A 14,096-nucleotide genomic window follows, 5' to 3' on the forward strand; every position below is an offset into this window, starting at 1 on the left:
ACCACTTGTCACCACCTGCCTGATACGCGCAGCTTTGGGGTTCTCAGCGGCGGGGCAAAGCTGGTAGCACTGCGTTTATGACAAACCCGCGCGAAACCGACCTTTACCCGCCGATCAAATCCTTTCTGGAGGATCAGGGTTATGTCGTTAAATCCGAGGTGGGCGCGGCGGATGTCGTGGCCGTACGGGGGGCAGAGCCGCCGGTGGTGGTAGAGCTGAAGCTCGGCTTTAGCCTGACGCTGTTTCATCAATGTATCGCGCGCCTGTCCGTCAGTGATGACGTCTATCTGGCTGTCGCGCGCCAGCCCGGTAAACGGTTTGCCAAGGCGGTCAAGGATAATACAGCGCTGGCGCGGCGTCTGGGGTTGGGGCTGATCACCGTGCGGTTGAAGGACGGGTTGGTCGAGGTGCACTGCGATCCGGGGCCATATGCGCCGCGCAAGAACGCGAAACGGCAGGCGCGGCTGCTGCGCGAATTCGCACGGCGGCAGGGCGACCCGAATGACGGGGGGCAGACGCGGGCAGGGCTGGTCACTGCGTACCGGCAGGATGCGCTAAAGCTCGCGATGTATCTGTTCGAGGCAGGGGCCAGCAAGGGCGCGCATGTCGCCCGCGAAGCCGGGGTTCAGCGGGCAACCGCCATGATGCGTGACAATCATTATGGGTGGTTTGAAAAGATCGAGACAGGCGTATACGGCCTAACCCCGACAGGTGCCGACGCCGTTTCAGCCGCGGGCCGCGTGTTGGGCGTTGACTAGCCCTGCTTTGCAAGGGGTGGATTGCCTAAAATTTTTCAAATTACCGTGGTTGACTAGTGCGGGTGACGCCCTTAGCTATCCCTCGTTAGCACTCGGCGGGCCTGAGTGCTAATGGCTAGATCCCTCGACCGGAGGGACGGCTTGGGAGAATAACTTTGAGCCTTAAGGAGCTGAAAGATGGCATTTAAACCGCTGCATGACCGTGTGCTGGTGCGCCGCACCGAAAGCGAAGAAAAAACCAAGGGTGGCTTGATCATCCCTGATTCCGCGAAAGAAAAACCCTCTGAGGGTGAAGTTGTTTCTTGTGGCGAAGGCGCGCGCAAGGACAGCGGTGAGCTGATCGCAATGGCTGTAAAAGCCGGCGACAAGGTTCTGTTCGGCAAGTGGTCCGGCACAGAAGTCACCCTGGACGGCGAAGAACTGCTGATGATGAAAGAAAGCGACATTATGGGGATCCTGTCCTGAGCTCAGGCAGACCGGGGCCTAGCGCCTCACCCAAGATACGCTGACATCAACCCAAGATTTTAGGAGAGACACTATGTCTGCTAAGGACGTAAAATTCGGGACCGACGCCCGTAACAAGATGCTTAAGGGTGTGAACATCCTTGCCGATGCCGTCAAAGTCACACTGGGCCCCAAAGGCCGTAACGTTGTGCTGGACAAATCCTTTGGCGCACCACGCATCACTAAAGACGGTGTATCCGTAGCCAAAGAGATCGAACTGGAAGACAAGTTCGAAAACATGGGCGCACAGATGGTTAAGGAAGTTGCTTCCCGGACCAACGACGAAGCGGGTGACGGTACAACAACCGCAACCGTTCTGGCCCAAGCCATCGTTAAAGAAGGTATGAAATCGGTTGCCGCTGGCATGAACCCGATGGACCTGAAGCGCGGCATCGATTTGGCCACGTTGAAAGTCGTCGAAGCGATTAAAGCAGCGGCGCGCCCTGTCAACGACAGCGACGAAGTTGCCCAAGTCGGCACCATCTCTGCAAACGGCGAGAAAGAAATCGGCCGTCAGATCGCAGACGCGATGCAGAAAGTCGGCAACGAAGGTGTGATCACCGTCGAAGAGAACAAAGGCCTGGAAACAGAGACCGATGTTGTTGAAGGCATGCAGTTCGACCGCGGTTACCTGTCCCCCTACTTCGTCACCAACTCCGACAAAATGACTGTCGAGCTGGAAGACGCAATCATCCTGCTGCACGAGAAAAAACTCTCCTCGCTGCAGCCAATGGTTCCCCTGCTTGAGCAAGTGATCCAGTCGCAAAAACCACTGCTGATCATCTCGGAAGATGTTGAAGGCGAAGCGCTGGCAACTCTGGTTGTTAACAAACTGCGAGGCGGCCTGAAAATCGCAGCGGTCAAAGCACCTGGTTTCGGCGATCGCCGCAAAGCCATGCTGCAAGACCTTGCAATCCTGACAGGCGGTCAAGTGATCTCCGAAGATCTGGGTATGAAGCTCGAGTCCGTGACCATGGACATGCTGGGTTCGGCCAAGAAAGTCACCATCACCAAAGACGAAACAACAATCGTTGACGGCGCTGGCGAGAAGGCAGAGATCGAAGCACGTGTTGCTCAGATCCGTAACCAGATCGAAGAAACCACATCCGACTACGACAAAGAAAAGCTGCAAGAGCGCGTTGCCAAACTGGCAGGCGGTGTTGCCGTGATCCGCGTCGGCGGCATGTCCGAAGTTGAAGTAAAAGAGCGCAAAGACCGCGTTGATGATGCCCTGAACGCGACACGTGCTGCTGTTCAAGAAGGTATCGTTGTTGGTGGTGGTGTTGCACTGGTCCAAGCGGGCAAAAAGCTCGAAGGCCTGACAGGCGACAACGCAGACCAAAACGTTGGTATCAGCATCGTTCGTAAAGCACTCGAAGCGCCTCTGCGTCAGATTGCTGAAAACGCAGGTGTTGACGGTTCCGTAGTGGCCGGCAAAATCCGCGAAAGCGACGACCTGAAGTTTGGCTTTAACGCTCAGACCGAAGAATATGGCGACATGTTCAAGTTTGGTGTTATCGACCCTGCCAAAGTTGTGCGTACAGCTCTGCAAGACGCGGCATCCGTTGCCGGTCTGCTGATCACAACCGAAGCCATGGTTGCCGATAAACCGTCGAAAGACGGCGGCGCAGGCGGCGGCATGCCCGACATGGGTGGCATGGGCGGCATGGGCGGCATGATGTAAATCACGCCGCCGGGGCGATCACGCCCTTGTGCTGACAGAATGAAGGGGCGCATCACCCGATGCGCCCCTTTTTCGTGGCGCGTCGTGCAAGGGTGGCCTAAGCAAACGCCATGCGTATCCTTTGCCTAACCGCCCTTGTGATGGTCGCCTTTGCTGCCAATTCCATTCTGACCCGTTTTGCCATTGCAGGGGGGCATATAGACCCCACTGGTTTTGCCGTCGTGCGGGTGCTGTCCGGCGCGGTGCTGCTTGCCATGCTGGTGCTGATACGCGGCGGGCGGGTGCCACTGATACGACGTCAGCAGGGGCTTGGGGCGATCACGCTTGCGATCTATATCATCGGCTTTTCCCTCGCCTATCTCACGCTGGACGCAGGGCTGGGTGCGCTGATCCTTTTCGGCGTGGTGCAAATTGCAATGTTCACCCATGGCGCGCTGTTCGGCGTGACCCCGACACCGCGCAAGTTGCTGGGGGCGGCGGTGGCCTTTTCAGGATTGGTGCTGGTGCTGTGGCCGTCGCAAGGCGTGGCGGTTGACCCATTGGGAGCCGCGTTGATGATCGCCGCAGGGCTCGGCTGGGCCGCCTATACGATCATTGGCCGTGGCGCGTCCGACCCGCTGGCAGGCAGCGCGGGGAACTTTGTGATCTGCACACCGCTGGTTGCGGCGCTGCTGCTCGTGCAGCCAACCTTCTACTCACCCACAGGGATTGCACTTGGCGTTTTGTGCGGGGCGGTGACCTCTGGGCTGGGATATGCGCTGTGGTATGCTGTGTTGCCAAGGCTGGCGCAAGCGACGGCGGCGGTGGTGCAACTGTCGGTGCCCGTGATCGCGATCATTGCCGGCGCTTTGATCCTAGGCGAACCGCTCGGGGCAAAGGTTGTTGTCGCCACCGCACTGGTGCTTGGTGGGATCGCGCTGGCGGTCAGCGCACGATCGGCTCCAACGGGTCGTAAGTGACCGGATCATTGCCAAAGGCAACCTGCGCCAGACTGTCCGGCTTGACCCGCAGGTCGCGCATCTCGTCGGGGGTGACCCAGCGGCGGTCGGTCACGATCCTTTCGGCGTCCTGCCACGCGGGGTCCACATCGGCAGAGCCGATCACAGTGCAGCGAAAGTAGATATCCACCTGATGGAAATCCCCCTGAGGGTCGTGGAATTCATTCACTAGACAGGGCGCACCCACGGCGATCTGCAGGCCGGTTTCTTCATAGACTTCGCGGATCAGATTGTCGGGCAGGGCGCTTCCGCGTTCTACCCCGCCACCGGGTGCACACATCAGGTCGCTTTTGCCATCGGGATAGGCGTTGACCAACAGCAGCCGCCCGTCATGGACCAACACGGCCCGTACCGCCAAACGCGGGCTATTTTCCGCCATATTACCCTCAATCTCGCGGTGTATGCGTCAAAGTATTTCACATGCGGCGTTTTCAGTCTATTTGACCCTAGCTATGAAAACACTGGTCACAATCACTTTCTCGCTCGCTGTGCTGTCGGGCATGGCGCAGGCGCAGTCAACGCTATCTACGGCGGGGGAGGGGCGTTGCGTGGTGCTCTTGCACGGGCTTGCCAGAACAGAAACGTCATTCGCTTTGATGGAAGCCGCGCTGGAAACCGAAGGCTACACCGTCGTGCGCCCCGGCTACCCGTCAACCACCGCCCCCGTCGAAGAGCTGACCCGCCGCACCTTGCCCGACGCAGTCGCGGCCTGCGGGACGGCATCGGTCGATTTCGTGACCCATTCCATGGGCGGTATCCTTCTGCGGCAATGGGTGGCCGAAACGGGCGATGCGCGTATTGGCCGCGTCGTCATGCTGGCCCCGCCCAATCACGGCAGCGAGGTCGTGGACACACTGGGTGATCTGGCCGCGTTTGACTGGATGAACGGACCGGCAGGGGCGCAGATGGGCACGGGTGAAAACTCCCTCCCGCTGCGTCTGCCCCCGGTTACCTTTGATCTGGGTGTGATCGCGGGGACGCAATCGTTGAACCCCTATTTCTCGTCGCTGCTGCCGGGGCGAGATGATGGCAAGGTGTCGGTGCAATCCGCGCGTGTCGACGGCATGCGGGATTTTTTGATGCTGCCGGTGACGCATACGTTCATGATGATGAACCCGACGGTGATTGCGCAGACGATGACCTATCTGAACACAGGTAAATTCGACCGGTCGCTGGGGTTCGTGGACGCCGTGCTCGATTCAATTGGATGCCCCGATGGGGCTTGCCTGCCGGGACAAGAGGCTGACGATGCTGAACGTTGAATTTACCGGCGCACAGGTCTTGGGTGCGCAAACGCTAGAGACCCGTCCGTTAGCGGTTGCGCAGGGGCTGATTACCGATGTCGCGCAACCCGCCAGCGTCGATCTGTGCGGCTATATCATCATGCCGGGAATCGTAGACGTACACGGTGACGGGTTCGAACGGCATCTGGCCCCCCGTCGCGGTGCGATGAAAACCATGTATGAAGGGCTGGTCGCAGCCGAGGCAGAACTGGCGGCCAATGGGATCACCACCGCCGTTCTTGCGCAATTCATCAGCTGGGAAGGCGGCTTGCGCGGATATGAGTTTGCCGATCAAGTGTTCGGCGCGATCCAGAGCGTCTCTGATACGCTGGTGACCGATCTGCGCGGTCAACTTCGGCTAGAGACGCATCTGCTGGATCTTTTCGCCGATCTACCCGAGCGCATGGCCGGTTGGGGACTGTCGTATATTGTGTTCAACGACCATTTGCCACACGACAGGTTGGCGAAAGGGCAGGTCCCCAAACGTATGGTCGGCCAAGCGCTCAAGGCGGGGCGTAACCCCGATGACCACCTGAGAATGATGCAAGACCTACATGCCCAAAGCGCGGACGTGCCCGGTGCGCTGGACTGGCTATGCAAAGTTTTGGCGGGGCGTGGCATCCAGATGGGCAGCCATGATGACACCACCGCCGAAGGCCGAGCCGCATGGCGCAAACGGGGCGTTTCCGTCGCCGAGTTCCCCGAGACGTTGGAGGCTGCGGAAGCCGCAGCGGCGGGCGGGGATCACGTTGTGCTGGGGTCGCCTAACGTGGTGCGCGGCGGGTCTCACAACGGCAATGTGTCGGCGCTTGAACTGATTTCGATGGGGATCGGCGGGGCGCTTGCCTCTGACTATCACTACCCCTCGCCACGACGCGCGGCCTTCATGCTGGCCGACAGCGGTGTGTTATCCTTGGCGCAGGCATGGCATCTGGTTTCCGGCGGTCCGGCGGCGGTGCTGGGGCTGTCCGATCGCGGTGAAATCGCCACAGGCAAACGCGCCGATCTACTGGTGCTGGATGCGCAAACACGCCGCGTCGCCATGACCATGGCGGGCGGTCGCGTGAGCTATATGTCCGGTGATATTGCCGCGCGGTTCCTTCGTTAGGCTCGCGCGGAATTTGCCCTAGCTTGGCCGTTTGACAATGTTCACATGGCCCATCTTACGGCCCGGTTTAACATCCGCCTTACCGTAAAGATGCAGCGCCGTGTCGCGCTGTTTGGCCAGCTCGGGCACGCGGTCCATGTCATCGCCAATCAGGTTCTCCATCACCACATCGGCATAGCGGCTGCCATCGCCCAACGGCCATCCGGCCACGGCACGGATATGCTGTTCGAACTGGTCCACCGCACAGCCGTTCTGCGTCCAATGACCCGAGTTATGGACCCGTGGCGCGATCTCGTTCACGATGAATCCCTGTCGCGTGACGAAAAGCTCGACCCCAAGAACACCGACATAATCGAGCGCATTCAGTATCTTGGCGGCAAGAAGTACCGCGTCCATGCGCTGCGCTGCGCTCAGCCGGGCTGGCACAGTGGTGGTGTGCAGGATGCCGTCGCGGTGCACATTTTCGCCCGGATCGAAACAGGCAACCTCGCCCGAGGGGCTGCGCGCGGCAATGACCGACACTTCGGCGGTGAAGTTCACGAACCCTTCGAGCACGGCGGGATTACCCGCCATATCTGCCAACGCACCCGCCGCATCATCCGCACTGCGCAGACGCGACTGGCCCTTGCCGTCATAGCCAAATCGACGTGTTTTCAGGATCGACGGCGCGCCGATGGTCGTCATCGCGGCGTCCAGATCGGCGGCATTGGCGATATCGGCAAAGGGGGCAACAGTCAGGCCCAAACCTTCGAGGAACTGTTTTTCGACCAAACGGTCCTGACTGGTCCGCAGGGCCTCGCGGTTGGGACGGATGGGGGTGATGTTTTCGATCACATCCAGCGCGTCGGTCGGGATGTTCTCGAACTCGAACGTGACAATATCAACCGACTTGGCAAAGGCGGTCAACGCGTCGACGTCATCATAGCCCGCGGTGGTCAGCGCGTGGGCGACATCACCTGCAGGCGGGGTGGCACCGGGTTCAAAGATATGCGTGCGAAATCCCAGACGTGCGGCGGCAACAGCCAGCATACGGCCCAATTGCCCGCCGCCCAAAATCCCAATGGTGGCCCCTGTTTGCAATGCTTCAGTCATTCGAAGGCTCCTCCGGGATGGACGCGCTGAGCGCATCGCGCCAAGCGTCAAGACGGGTGGCAAGGGCAGGGTCTTGGAGGGCCAGAATACCCGCCGCCATCAGTGCTGCGTTGGCGGCGCCGGCCGCACCGATTGCCATGGTCGCGACCGGAAAGCCACGGGGCATCTGGACGATAGAATAAAGCGAATCCACACCTGACAATGCCTTGGTCTGCACCGGCACCCCGATCACAGGCACGCGGGTTTTGGAGGCCATCATGCCGGGCAAATGCGCAGCACCGCCCGCACCAGCGATGATGACCTGCAGGCCACGATCAGCGGCAGTTTTGCCATAGCTCCACAACCGGTCGGGCGTGCGATGTGCCGAGACGATCTTGGTCTCGTAAGCGATACCAAGTTCATCCAGCAGCGTTGCTGCCTCGCGCATGGTGGCCCAATCGGACTGCGAGCCCATGATGATGCCGACAGGTGGATTTTCCATGAAAAGGGCCTTTGCTAGAGCGTATAAGAAGCGCGCACTATAGCCATGATCGCCCGCGTGGCAATCCGCTGGCAGGCGCTGTCAGGCGGTAATATCGGGGGTCAGCCGGTCTTCGATCTGGGCAATCAGGTCTTTCAGCCGCAGCTTGCGTTTTTTCAGCCGCTGCAGCGTCAGTTGATCCCCGGTGCCTTTGTCGACCAGCGCTTGAATGGCGTCGTCCAAATCTCGATGCTCGCGGCGAAAAACCTCGAGCTCGACACGCAGGACATCGTCATTCTTCATCGACAGATCGGAGGGAGGATTCATAAGGCTGGCTGATTCTTGCTATATCTGGGCTTGTGAATATAGGCGTCTGTAATTCAAAGGCATAGCCCTTGCGTCCTGTCCCCATGCCCCCCATATTTGAAACAGGTCGCCGATTGCGGGGCCAGATGACTGACTGTCGCTTATCTTAAAGGACGTGTCTTATGACGAAACTAACGCTGGCTTCCTACCCTCATATGCTGGGTTTTGAGCAGTTGGAACGGGTGATGGAACGTACGGCAAAGGCCGGCAACGAAGGCTATCCACCGTTCAACATCGAACAAACTTCCGATTACAGCTATCGCATCACGCTTGCGGTTGCAGGTTTTGCGGAACAAGATCTGTCGATAACCGTTGAGGACAGACAGCTTGTAATCCGTGGCCGACAGGTCGACGCGCAAGATGAACGTATCTTTCTGCACCGCGGTATTGCGGCGCGACAGTTCCAGCGGTCTTTCGTGCTGGCAGATGGCGTAGATGTCGGTGAAGCGCTGATTGAAAACGGTCTGCTTCATGTGGATCTGACCCGCGCCAAACCCGAAAAGGTCGTTCAGACCATCAAGATCAGAAAAGGGGAATAAAATGCATAACGAAGAAACGCATGTCCAGGATCGCACCGTCTACGTCAAGATGATCGCTGTGTCCGACCTTCCCCTAGAGGTGCGCGAGCAGGCGGAAGGGTTGAAACAGCTTTACGCCGTACATGACGCCGAAGGGCAGCAGCTGGCGTTGGTCGGTGACCGCAAGCTTGCGTTTAGCCTTGCACGCGATCACGATTATGCGCCCGTGATGGTGCATTAAACTGTATCACCTGAAATTTGCTGAAAAGGGTCGCTGTTTTGCGGCCCTTTTTTGTGCACGACGTCCAACATCACGCACGATAAAGGCCAGCCCATGAAGGCTGGCCTTTCGTTGTTCGACTTGGTGAAAGGGTCACCCCTTGATCAGCCCCATGCTTTCCAGCTTGAGCAGTACCTGATGCGCGCAGTTGTCGACGTCGACATTCTCTGTCTCGACGCGCAGTTCGGGGTCGGCGGGGACGTCATAGGGGTCTGAAATTCCTGTGAATTCCTTGATCTTGCCTTCACGGGCCAGCTTGTACAGACCCTTGCGGTCACGGCGTTCGCATTCCTCGATGGAGGTGGCGACATGCACCTCGACGAAGGCACCAAAGCTTTCCACGTCTTCGCGCACGGCGCGGCGGGTGGTGGCATACGGCGCAATGGGCGCGCAGATGGCGATGCCGCCGTTCTTGGTGATCTCGGACGCGACATAGCCGATGCGGCGGATGTTCAGATCGCGGTGCTCTTTGCTAAAGCCCAATTCCGACGACAGGTTCTTGCGGACGATATCCCCATCCAGCAGCGTGACGGGACGACCGCCCATCTCCATCAGTTTGACCATCAAAGCGTTGGCGATCGTCGATTTCCCCGAACCGGAGAAACCGGTGAAGAAAACGGTAAAGCCCTGCTTGTTGCGTGGCGGCTTGGTGCGGCGCAGCTCTTCAACCACCTCGGGGAAGGAGAACCATTCGGGGATTTCCAGCCCTTCCTGTAGACGACGGCGCAGCTCTGTGCCCGAGATGTTGAGGATGGTGATGTCATCCTTGTCTTCGATCTCGTCAATCGCCTCGTATTGCGCGCGCTCGGCTACCCAAACCATATGTTTGAAGTCGACCATTTCGATGCCCATTTCTTCCTCATGGGTGCGGAACAGGTCCTGCGCATCATAGGGGCCATAGAAATCATCACCGGCAGAGTTCTTGCCGGGGCCCGCATGGTCGCGGCCCACGATGAAATGGGTGCAGCCGTGGTTCTTGCGGATCAGACCGTGCCAGACGGCCTCGCGGGGGCCGGCCATGCGCATGGCAAGGTTTAGCAGGCTCATAGCGGTGGTGGCAGCGGGGTATTTGTTCAGCACGGCCTCGTAGCAGCGCACGCGGGTAAAGTGGTCCACATCGCCGGGCTTGGTCAGGCCGACAACAGGGTGGATCAACAGGTTCGCCTGCGCTTCACGCGCGGCGCGGAAGGTCAGTTCCTGGTGCGCGCGGTGCAGGGGGTTGCGGGTCTGGAAGGCCACAACCTTGCGCCACCCCATCTTGCGGAAATAGGCACGCAGCTCGTTCGGCGTGTCGCGACGCGCCTTGAAATCATAGTGGACGGGCTGCTGGATGCCAGTCACAGGGCCGCCCAGATAGACGTTGCCCGCGGTGTTGTGCAGATAGTTCACCGCCGGATGCGCGCTGTCGTCCGCGCCAAACACGTTCTCTGCTTCGCGGGCCTTGTTCGGGACCCAACGGTCGGTGACGGTCATCACCGCCAAGATCACGCCTTCCTGATCGCGCAGCGCAATGTCCTGCCCGATCTCGAGCCCTTCGGCAAACTTCTCGGACACATCAAGGTTGATCGGCATCGGCCAAAGCGACCCATCCGCCAGACGCATGTTTTCGACAACACCGTCATAGTCTTCTTCGGTCAAGAAACCCTTAAGAGGGTTAAAGCCACCGTTCATCAGCAGCTCTAGATCGCAGATCTGGCGCGGCGTCAGGTCATGGCTGACCAGATCGCCAGCTTCCACCTTCAGCTTTTGCGCCGAATCGTAAGAGACATAAAGTTCAGGGATCGGAGCAAGGTTGGGCGTTTGCATGGGCGTCTCGCAATATTTTGGGTTCAAATTCGGATATTCGGGCTGATAGACCGCCCAGCTTGGGCTAGGCAACCTTTGCCGCCGGTTTATGGCGAATTACGGACAGTGACGTGTTTTTTGCTGGGAAAAGCCAATCTTATCCCAGCAAATGCCATTCAGGGCGAACGTTATGCGTCGTCTTTTACCTCGGCCCCATAGCCAAGCGGCAGCGATGTGTCCTTGCCGGAGTCGTCGCCGACCTCTGCAAGGAATCGTTCAGCCTCTAGCGCGGCCATGCAGCCCATGCCGGCGCTGGTCACGGCCTGACGGTATTTGTGGTCGGTCAGGTCGCCCGCCGCGAATACACCGGGGACAGAGGTTTCGGTGCTGTCCGGCTTGGTGACGACATAGCCGCCCATATGCGTTTCCAGCGTATCCTTGACCAATTCATTCGCGGGCGCGTGGCCGATGGCGACGAAGACACCTTTACAGGGGATGTCGGTAATCTCGCCAGTTTCCACATGTTTGACCTTCACACCTTCAACGCCAAGCGGCGCATCGGTGCCATAGACTTCGTCCAGCTGGTGGAACCATAACGGTTCGATCTTGGGGTTTTTCATCAGACGGTCGATCAGGATCTTTTCGGCGCGCAGCTCGTCACGGCGGTGGATCAATGTCACCTTGGAGGCAAAGTTGGTCAGGAACAGCGCTTCTTCTACGGCGGTGTTACCGCCGCCGATAACCACAATTTCCTGATTGCGATAGAAAAAGCCGTCGCAGGTGGCACAGGCCGAAACGCCAAAGCCTTTGAACTTCTCTTCGGTTTCCAGCCCCAGCCATTTCGCACGCGCGCCCGTCGCAAGGATCACCGCATCGGCAACATAGGTCGTGCCGCTGTCGCCTTTGGCGTGGAAGGGGCGGCTGGACAGGTCCAGATCGGTGATGATGTCGCCGATGATTTCGGTCCCCATCGCCTTGGCGTGGTCCTGCATGCGGATCATCAGATCGGGGCCTTGGACTTCGCTATCGCCGGGCCAGTTTTCGACCTCGGTTGTGGTGGTCAACTGCCCACCCGGTTCGATGCCTTGCACAAGGATCGGGTTCAGCATCGCGCGGCTGGCATAAACGCCCGCAGTGTATCCCGCAGGGCCGGAGCCGATGATCAAGAGCTTGGTTTCGCGTGTTTCGGCCATGATAAAGAACCCCAGAGTGTATTATATGTTGCGTTCCAACCGATATAGACGCCGCTCGTGTTGCCTTAAACCCCAAGTTTGCATATCCGCTCTGCAAAGATCACCGTCATCGAAAATGCGGTTGATTTTTGCTTGAATTCAGAACATTGCGCACCGGCGAAAGATTATTGCGTCTAACGTTGTTGGTGCTATAACAATTGAAAATCCTATGGGGGTATTATGGCAGGGACGCGGCTTGATCCGATTGATCGGAAAATTTTAGCCGAATTGCAGGCAGATGGACGCATGACCAACGTCGAGTTGGCGAAACGCGTCGGCATCTCTGCACCGCCGTGCTTGCGTCGGGTCCGGACTCTCGAGGAAAGCGGCTATATCCGAGGCTATCATGCCAACGTAAATGCACGCGAGCTCGGGTTCGAGGTGCAGGTGTTTGCGATGGTCGGACTGGCCAGCCAGGCTGAATCCGATCTAACCGCTTTTGAGGAAAAATGCCGCAACTGGCCGCTTGTCCGCGAATGCCATATGTTGAATGGCGAGGTGGATTTCCTGCTGAAATGCGTTGCACCTGACCTGTCGAGCTTTCAGAGCTTTTTGACGGGCCAACTGCTAACCACCCCAAATGTCGAAAGCGTCAAGACCAGCCTTGTGATCCGGCCGGCCAAGGATGAACCGGGTGTGCCCTTTGATGTGCTGGAAAGCCGTCTGAAAAACGCGCCCTAAGGCGTTTCGCCCAGTATAGAATGCCCAACCTCGGCCTTACGCCCGCGGGTGACACAGCGGGCCAAAGCCCGTCGTCGCACCGATATGGGGGAACATCGACACAAACGCATCGCGTTGATGCAACGGCAGGGCCGCGATCGTGGCGGGGCCGGGGTGGAACGTCTCCATATCGAGGCCGCTCACGCTGATGGCTGCATGGCGCGCCAGACCCAGATGATACAGCCGGACAGGGGTGGGGGGCTGGATCTCGATGATATTTACACCGTCCACGAGATCGCGAATCAAGGTAAAAACTTTGTGTCCCGTTCCCGCGCCGCGCAAGTTCTGTGGCGTGTGTAGAATGCGTGCAGCGGGACCGAAGGTCAGGAAACTGGACGGACGTGACAGCCCCAGACTATCCGCCATCACCCGTACCCAAGGGGTGCGATGACCCGTATCAGCGGGGACAAATTTGCTTGATCCGATCCACAGCAGGGGGGCCTCGGTTCCGTCGGCCCGTACAATCCGATCACCGGGGCACAGGTCTTCGACGGGGGTTTCCCCTTGGGGCGTACTGATCAATGTGCCGCGGGCAAAAGCCGAAAACGGTTCTTCAAACAGCGGGGTAGCAGGGACGTAGCCTTCGGTGACAAAGACAGTTCCGTCCGGTCGCAGCGCTGCGATCTCATATGCTCGGGTGCGGCCGCCCGATCGCGCACGGGCATCGTGCAGAACCGAACGGGAAGCCGTCGTGGAATACGGTGTATGTGTTTTGGAGGGGATGAAATCAGGGGCAGTGTGTAATGTCATGATATGACCTTTAGCTGACCGCTTCCATGTTTCTCACACCCCCGCAGAAGCAGTACGATCCAGATGAATGGGCGCGTGGCACCCTGCGCGTAAGGCGTGTGGCCGGACCAGTGGGTGCGCCGCATAGGTCGACAGAAAAGGCTGTCGCGCCGTTAGAGCCGCTGCAGGGCGCGATACGTCTTGCCAGACCCCTGTAGCTCAGGCGGCCTTTTGGTGCGATTGCGTGGCGGCGCGCTTTACGATGAAAGCAGCGCGGCGTGTGCCGCGGGACCAAGGCAGTGTGACGCCTTCTTTGTTGGAAGCGTCGATAACCGATTTGATGAAGCGTGCGTTGGTTTTCATGCTCTGTATCCTACTGTCTATGGGCAGTGCCCTTTCGTTAAGATCACTATGCAAATGATTTTGGGCAAGGATGGGGCGTTTTAGTAAAAAAAGCCGATAATTTATAGCGAATTTGAACAGCTTTGCGGCACGCGGTTGAATACGCTGCAGGCCCTTAAAATTAGGACCTCAGGTAGAAAAATGGCGTGGTCTGGCGCGGGGGCAAGCCGTTTGTGC

At 58.8% G+C, this 14,096-nt stretch carries 17 protein-coding genes; 9 read left to right on the top strand and 8 right to left on the bottom strand.

The genetic code is table 11. From position 1 onward, the window contains the following. Window positions 1–77 precede the first annotated feature (77 nt). From BLQ98_RS03240 to BLQ98_RS03255, 4 genes are all read left to right on the top strand, one after another. The gene (locus BLQ98_RS03240; RefSeq protein WP_093731905.1) at window positions 78–758 is read left to right on the top strand and encodes a DUF2161 domain-containing phosphodiesterase; all 681 of its coding nucleotides are present in this window, start codon (window positions 78–80) and stop codon (window positions 756–758) included. A gap of 177 nt (window positions 759–935) precedes the next feature. Beyond that, entirely contained in the window at window positions 936–1,223 is a 288-nt protein-coding gene (locus BLQ98_RS03245; RefSeq protein WP_005849542.1) for a co-chaperone GroES, read from the top strand. A gap of 73 nt (window positions 1,224–1,296) precedes the next feature. Then, on the top strand, window positions 1,297–2,946 hold the full coding sequence (gene groL, locus BLQ98_RS03250; RefSeq protein ID WP_093731906.1) for a chaperonin GroEL: 1,650 nt from the start codon (window positions 1,297–1,299) through the stop codon (window positions 2,944–2,946). Window positions 2,947–3,056: 110 nt separating this feature from the next. Then, a complete protein-coding gene (locus BLQ98_RS03255; protein WP_093731907.1) occupies window positions 3,057–3,905 on the top strand; it encodes a DMT family transporter in 849 nt (282 codons plus the stop codon). On the opposite strand, the gene BLQ98_RS03260 is transcribed toward BLQ98_RS03255, so the two are convergent. Continuing rightward, window positions 3,871–4,323, bottom strand: a complete 453-nt coding sequence (locus tag BLQ98_RS03260; RefSeq protein ID WP_208596009.1) for an NUDIX domain-containing protein — start codon at window positions 4,321–4,323, stop codon at window positions 3,871–3,873. The genes BLQ98_RS03255 and BLQ98_RS03260 overlap by 35 nt on opposite strands. A 73-nt stretch (window positions 4,324–4,396) precedes the next feature. Here BLQ98_RS03260 and BLQ98_RS03265 point away from each other — a divergent pair, with 73 nt between their 5' ends. After that, window positions 4,397–5,206 (top strand): esterase/lipase family protein, encoded by an 810-nt coding sequence (locus BLQ98_RS03265; RefSeq protein WP_093731909.1) that lies wholly within the window; start codon window positions 4,397–4,399, stop codon window positions 5,204–5,206. Then, complete coding sequence (locus tag BLQ98_RS03270) at window positions 5,193–6,335, top strand: alpha-D-ribose 1-methylphosphonate 5-triphosphate diphosphatase (protein WP_093731910.1); 1,143 nt, start codon at window positions 5,193–5,195, stop codon at window positions 6,333–6,335. Before BLQ98_RS03265 ends, BLQ98_RS03270 begins: the two co-directional genes overlap by 14 nt. Window positions 6,336–6,353: 18 nt before the next feature. Here the strand turns inward: BLQ98_RS03270 and BLQ98_RS03275 are convergent, their stop codons facing one another. The 3 genes from BLQ98_RS03275 to BLQ98_RS03285 all read right to left on the bottom strand — a co-directional run bounded on the left by BLQ98_RS03275 (window position 6,354) and on the right by BLQ98_RS03285 (window position 8,214). Then, window positions 6,354–7,427: a 5-(carboxyamino)imidazole ribonucleotide synthase gene (locus BLQ98_RS03275; protein ID WP_093731911.1), complete on the bottom strand. Its 1,074-nt coding sequence runs from the start codon at window positions 7,425–7,427 to the stop codon at window positions 6,354–6,356. Next, the gene (purE, locus tag BLQ98_RS03280; RefSeq protein ID WP_093731912.1) at window positions 7,420–7,908 is read right to left on the bottom strand and encodes a 5-(carboxyamino)imidazole ribonucleotide mutase; all 489 of its coding nucleotides are present in this window, start codon (window positions 7,906–7,908) and stop codon (window positions 7,420–7,422) included. Before purE ends, BLQ98_RS03275 begins: the two co-directional genes overlap by 8 nt. Window positions 7,909–7,989: 81 nt before the next feature. Further along, on the bottom strand, window positions 7,990–8,214 hold the full coding sequence (locus BLQ98_RS03285) for a YdcH family protein (RefSeq protein WP_005849528.1): 225 nt from the start codon (window positions 8,212–8,214) through the stop codon (window positions 7,990–7,992). A 161-nt stretch (window positions 8,215–8,375) separates the two neighbouring features. Here BLQ98_RS03285 and BLQ98_RS03290 point away from each other — a divergent pair, with 161 nt between their 5' ends. Both BLQ98_RS03290 and BLQ98_RS03295 read left to right on the top strand, forming a co-directional pair. Continuing rightward, window positions 8,376–8,792, top strand: coding sequence for an Hsp20 family protein (locus tag BLQ98_RS03290; RefSeq protein WP_093731913.1), 417 nt, complete (start codon window positions 8,376–8,378; stop codon window positions 8,790–8,792). A 1-nt stretch (window position 8,793) separates the two neighbouring features. Next, on the top strand, window positions 8,794–9,012 hold the full coding sequence (locus tag BLQ98_RS03295; protein WP_009825186.1) for a DUF1150 family protein: 219 nt from the start codon (window positions 8,794–8,796) through the stop codon (window positions 9,010–9,012). 132 nt (window positions 9,013–9,144) lie between these two features. Here the strand turns inward: BLQ98_RS03295 and BLQ98_RS03300 are convergent, their stop codons facing one another. Both BLQ98_RS03300 and trxB read right to left on the bottom strand, forming a co-directional pair. Then, window positions 9,145–10,857: a bifunctional sulfate adenylyltransferase/adenylylsulfate kinase gene (locus tag BLQ98_RS03300; RefSeq protein ID WP_093731914.1), complete on the bottom strand. Its 1,713-nt coding sequence runs from the start codon at window positions 10,855–10,857 to the stop codon at window positions 9,145–9,147. A gap of 167 nt (window positions 10,858–11,024) precedes the next feature. Continuing rightward, complete coding sequence (trxB, locus tag BLQ98_RS03305) at window positions 11,025–12,029, bottom strand: thioredoxin-disulfide reductase (RefSeq protein ID WP_093731915.1); 1,005 nt, start codon at window positions 12,027–12,029, stop codon at window positions 11,025–11,027. A gap of 219 nt (window positions 12,030–12,248) precedes the next feature. On the opposite strand from trxB, the gene BLQ98_RS03310 reads away from it, so the two are divergent. Next, a complete protein-coding gene (locus tag BLQ98_RS03310; RefSeq protein WP_093731916.1) occupies window positions 12,249–12,749 on the top strand; it encodes an Lrp/AsnC family transcriptional regulator in 501 nt (166 codons plus the stop codon). Window positions 12,750–12,785: 36 nt separating this feature from the next. On the opposite strand, the gene BLQ98_RS03315 is transcribed toward BLQ98_RS03310, so the two are convergent. Further along, the gene (locus BLQ98_RS03315) at window positions 12,786–13,538 is read right to left on the bottom strand and encodes a Hint domain-containing protein (protein WP_093731917.1); all 753 of its coding nucleotides are present in this window, start codon (window positions 13,536–13,538) and stop codon (window positions 12,786–12,788) included. Window positions 13,539–13,736: 198 nt separating this feature from the next. After that, a complete protein-coding gene (locus BLQ98_RS18205; RefSeq protein WP_167354500.1) occupies window positions 13,737–13,880 on the bottom strand; it encodes a hypothetical protein in 144 nt (47 codons plus the stop codon). Between the last annotated feature and the right edge of the window lie 216 nt (window positions 13,881–14,096).

The organism is Sulfitobacter litoralis, from assembly GCF_900103185.1.
In the GTDB taxonomy this organism is placed as follows: Bacteria; Pseudomonadota; Alphaproteobacteria; order Rhodobacterales; family Rhodobacteraceae; genus Sulfitobacter; species Sulfitobacter litoralis.

Excerpts from the sequence above, each read along its gene's own strand:
- BLQ98_RS03240 (WP_093731905.1), top strand. The coding sequence starts at position 78 with ATGACAAACCCGCGCGAAACCGACCTTTACCCGCCGATCAAATCCTTT.
- BLQ98_RS03245 (WP_005849542.1), top strand. The coding sequence starts at position 936 with ATGGCATTTAAACCGCTGCATGACCGTGTGCTGGTGCGCCGCACCGAA.
- groL (WP_093731906.1), top strand. The coding sequence starts at position 1,297 with ATGTCTGCTAAGGACGTAAAATTCGGGACCGACGCCCGTAACAAGATG.
- BLQ98_RS03255 (WP_093731907.1), top strand. The coding sequence starts at position 3,057 with ATGCGTATCCTTTGCCTAACCGCCCTTGTGATGGTCGCCTTTGCTGCC.
- BLQ98_RS03260 (WP_208596009.1), bottom strand. The coding sequence starts at position 4,323 with ATGGCGGAAAATAGCCCGCGTTTGGCGGTACGGGCCGTGTTGGTCCAT.
- BLQ98_RS03265 (WP_093731909.1), top strand. The coding sequence starts at position 4,397 with ATGAAAACACTGGTCACAATCACTTTCTCGCTCGCTGTGCTGTCGGGC.
- BLQ98_RS03270 (WP_093731910.1), top strand. The coding sequence starts at position 5,193 with ATGCTGAACGTTGAATTTACCGGCGCACAGGTCTTGGGTGCGCAAACG.
- BLQ98_RS03275 (WP_093731911.1), bottom strand. The coding sequence starts at position 7,427 with ATGACTGAAGCATTGCAAACAGGGGCCACCATTGGGATTTTGGGCGGC.
- purE (WP_093731912.1), bottom strand. The coding sequence starts at position 7,908 with ATGGAAAATCCACCTGTCGGCATCATCATGGGCTCGCAGTCCGATTGG.
- BLQ98_RS03285 (WP_005849528.1), bottom strand. The coding sequence starts at position 8,214 with ATGAATCCTCCCTCCGATCTGTCGATGAAGAATGACGATGTCCTGCGT.
- BLQ98_RS03290 (WP_093731913.1), top strand. The coding sequence starts at position 8,376 with ATGACGAAACTAACGCTGGCTTCCTACCCTCATATGCTGGGTTTTGAG.
- BLQ98_RS03295 (WP_009825186.1), top strand. The coding sequence starts at position 8,794 with ATGCATAACGAAGAAACGCATGTCCAGGATCGCACCGTCTACGTCAAG.
- BLQ98_RS03300 (WP_093731914.1), bottom strand. The coding sequence starts at position 10,857 with ATGCAAACGCCCAACCTTGCTCCGATCCCTGAACTTTATGTCTCTTAC.
- trxB (WP_093731915.1), bottom strand. The coding sequence starts at position 12,029 with ATGGCCGAAACACGCGAAACCAAGCTCTTGATCATCGGCTCCGGCCCT.
- BLQ98_RS03310 (WP_093731916.1), top strand. The coding sequence starts at position 12,249 with ATGGCAGGGACGCGGCTTGATCCGATTGATCGGAAAATTTTAGCCGAA.
- BLQ98_RS03315 (WP_093731917.1), bottom strand. The coding sequence starts at position 13,538 with ATGACATTACACACTGCCCCTGATTTCATCCCCTCCAAAACACATACA.
- BLQ98_RS18205 (WP_167354500.1), bottom strand. The coding sequence starts at position 13,880 with ATGAAAACCAACGCACGCTTCATCAAATCGGTTATCGACGCTTCCAAC.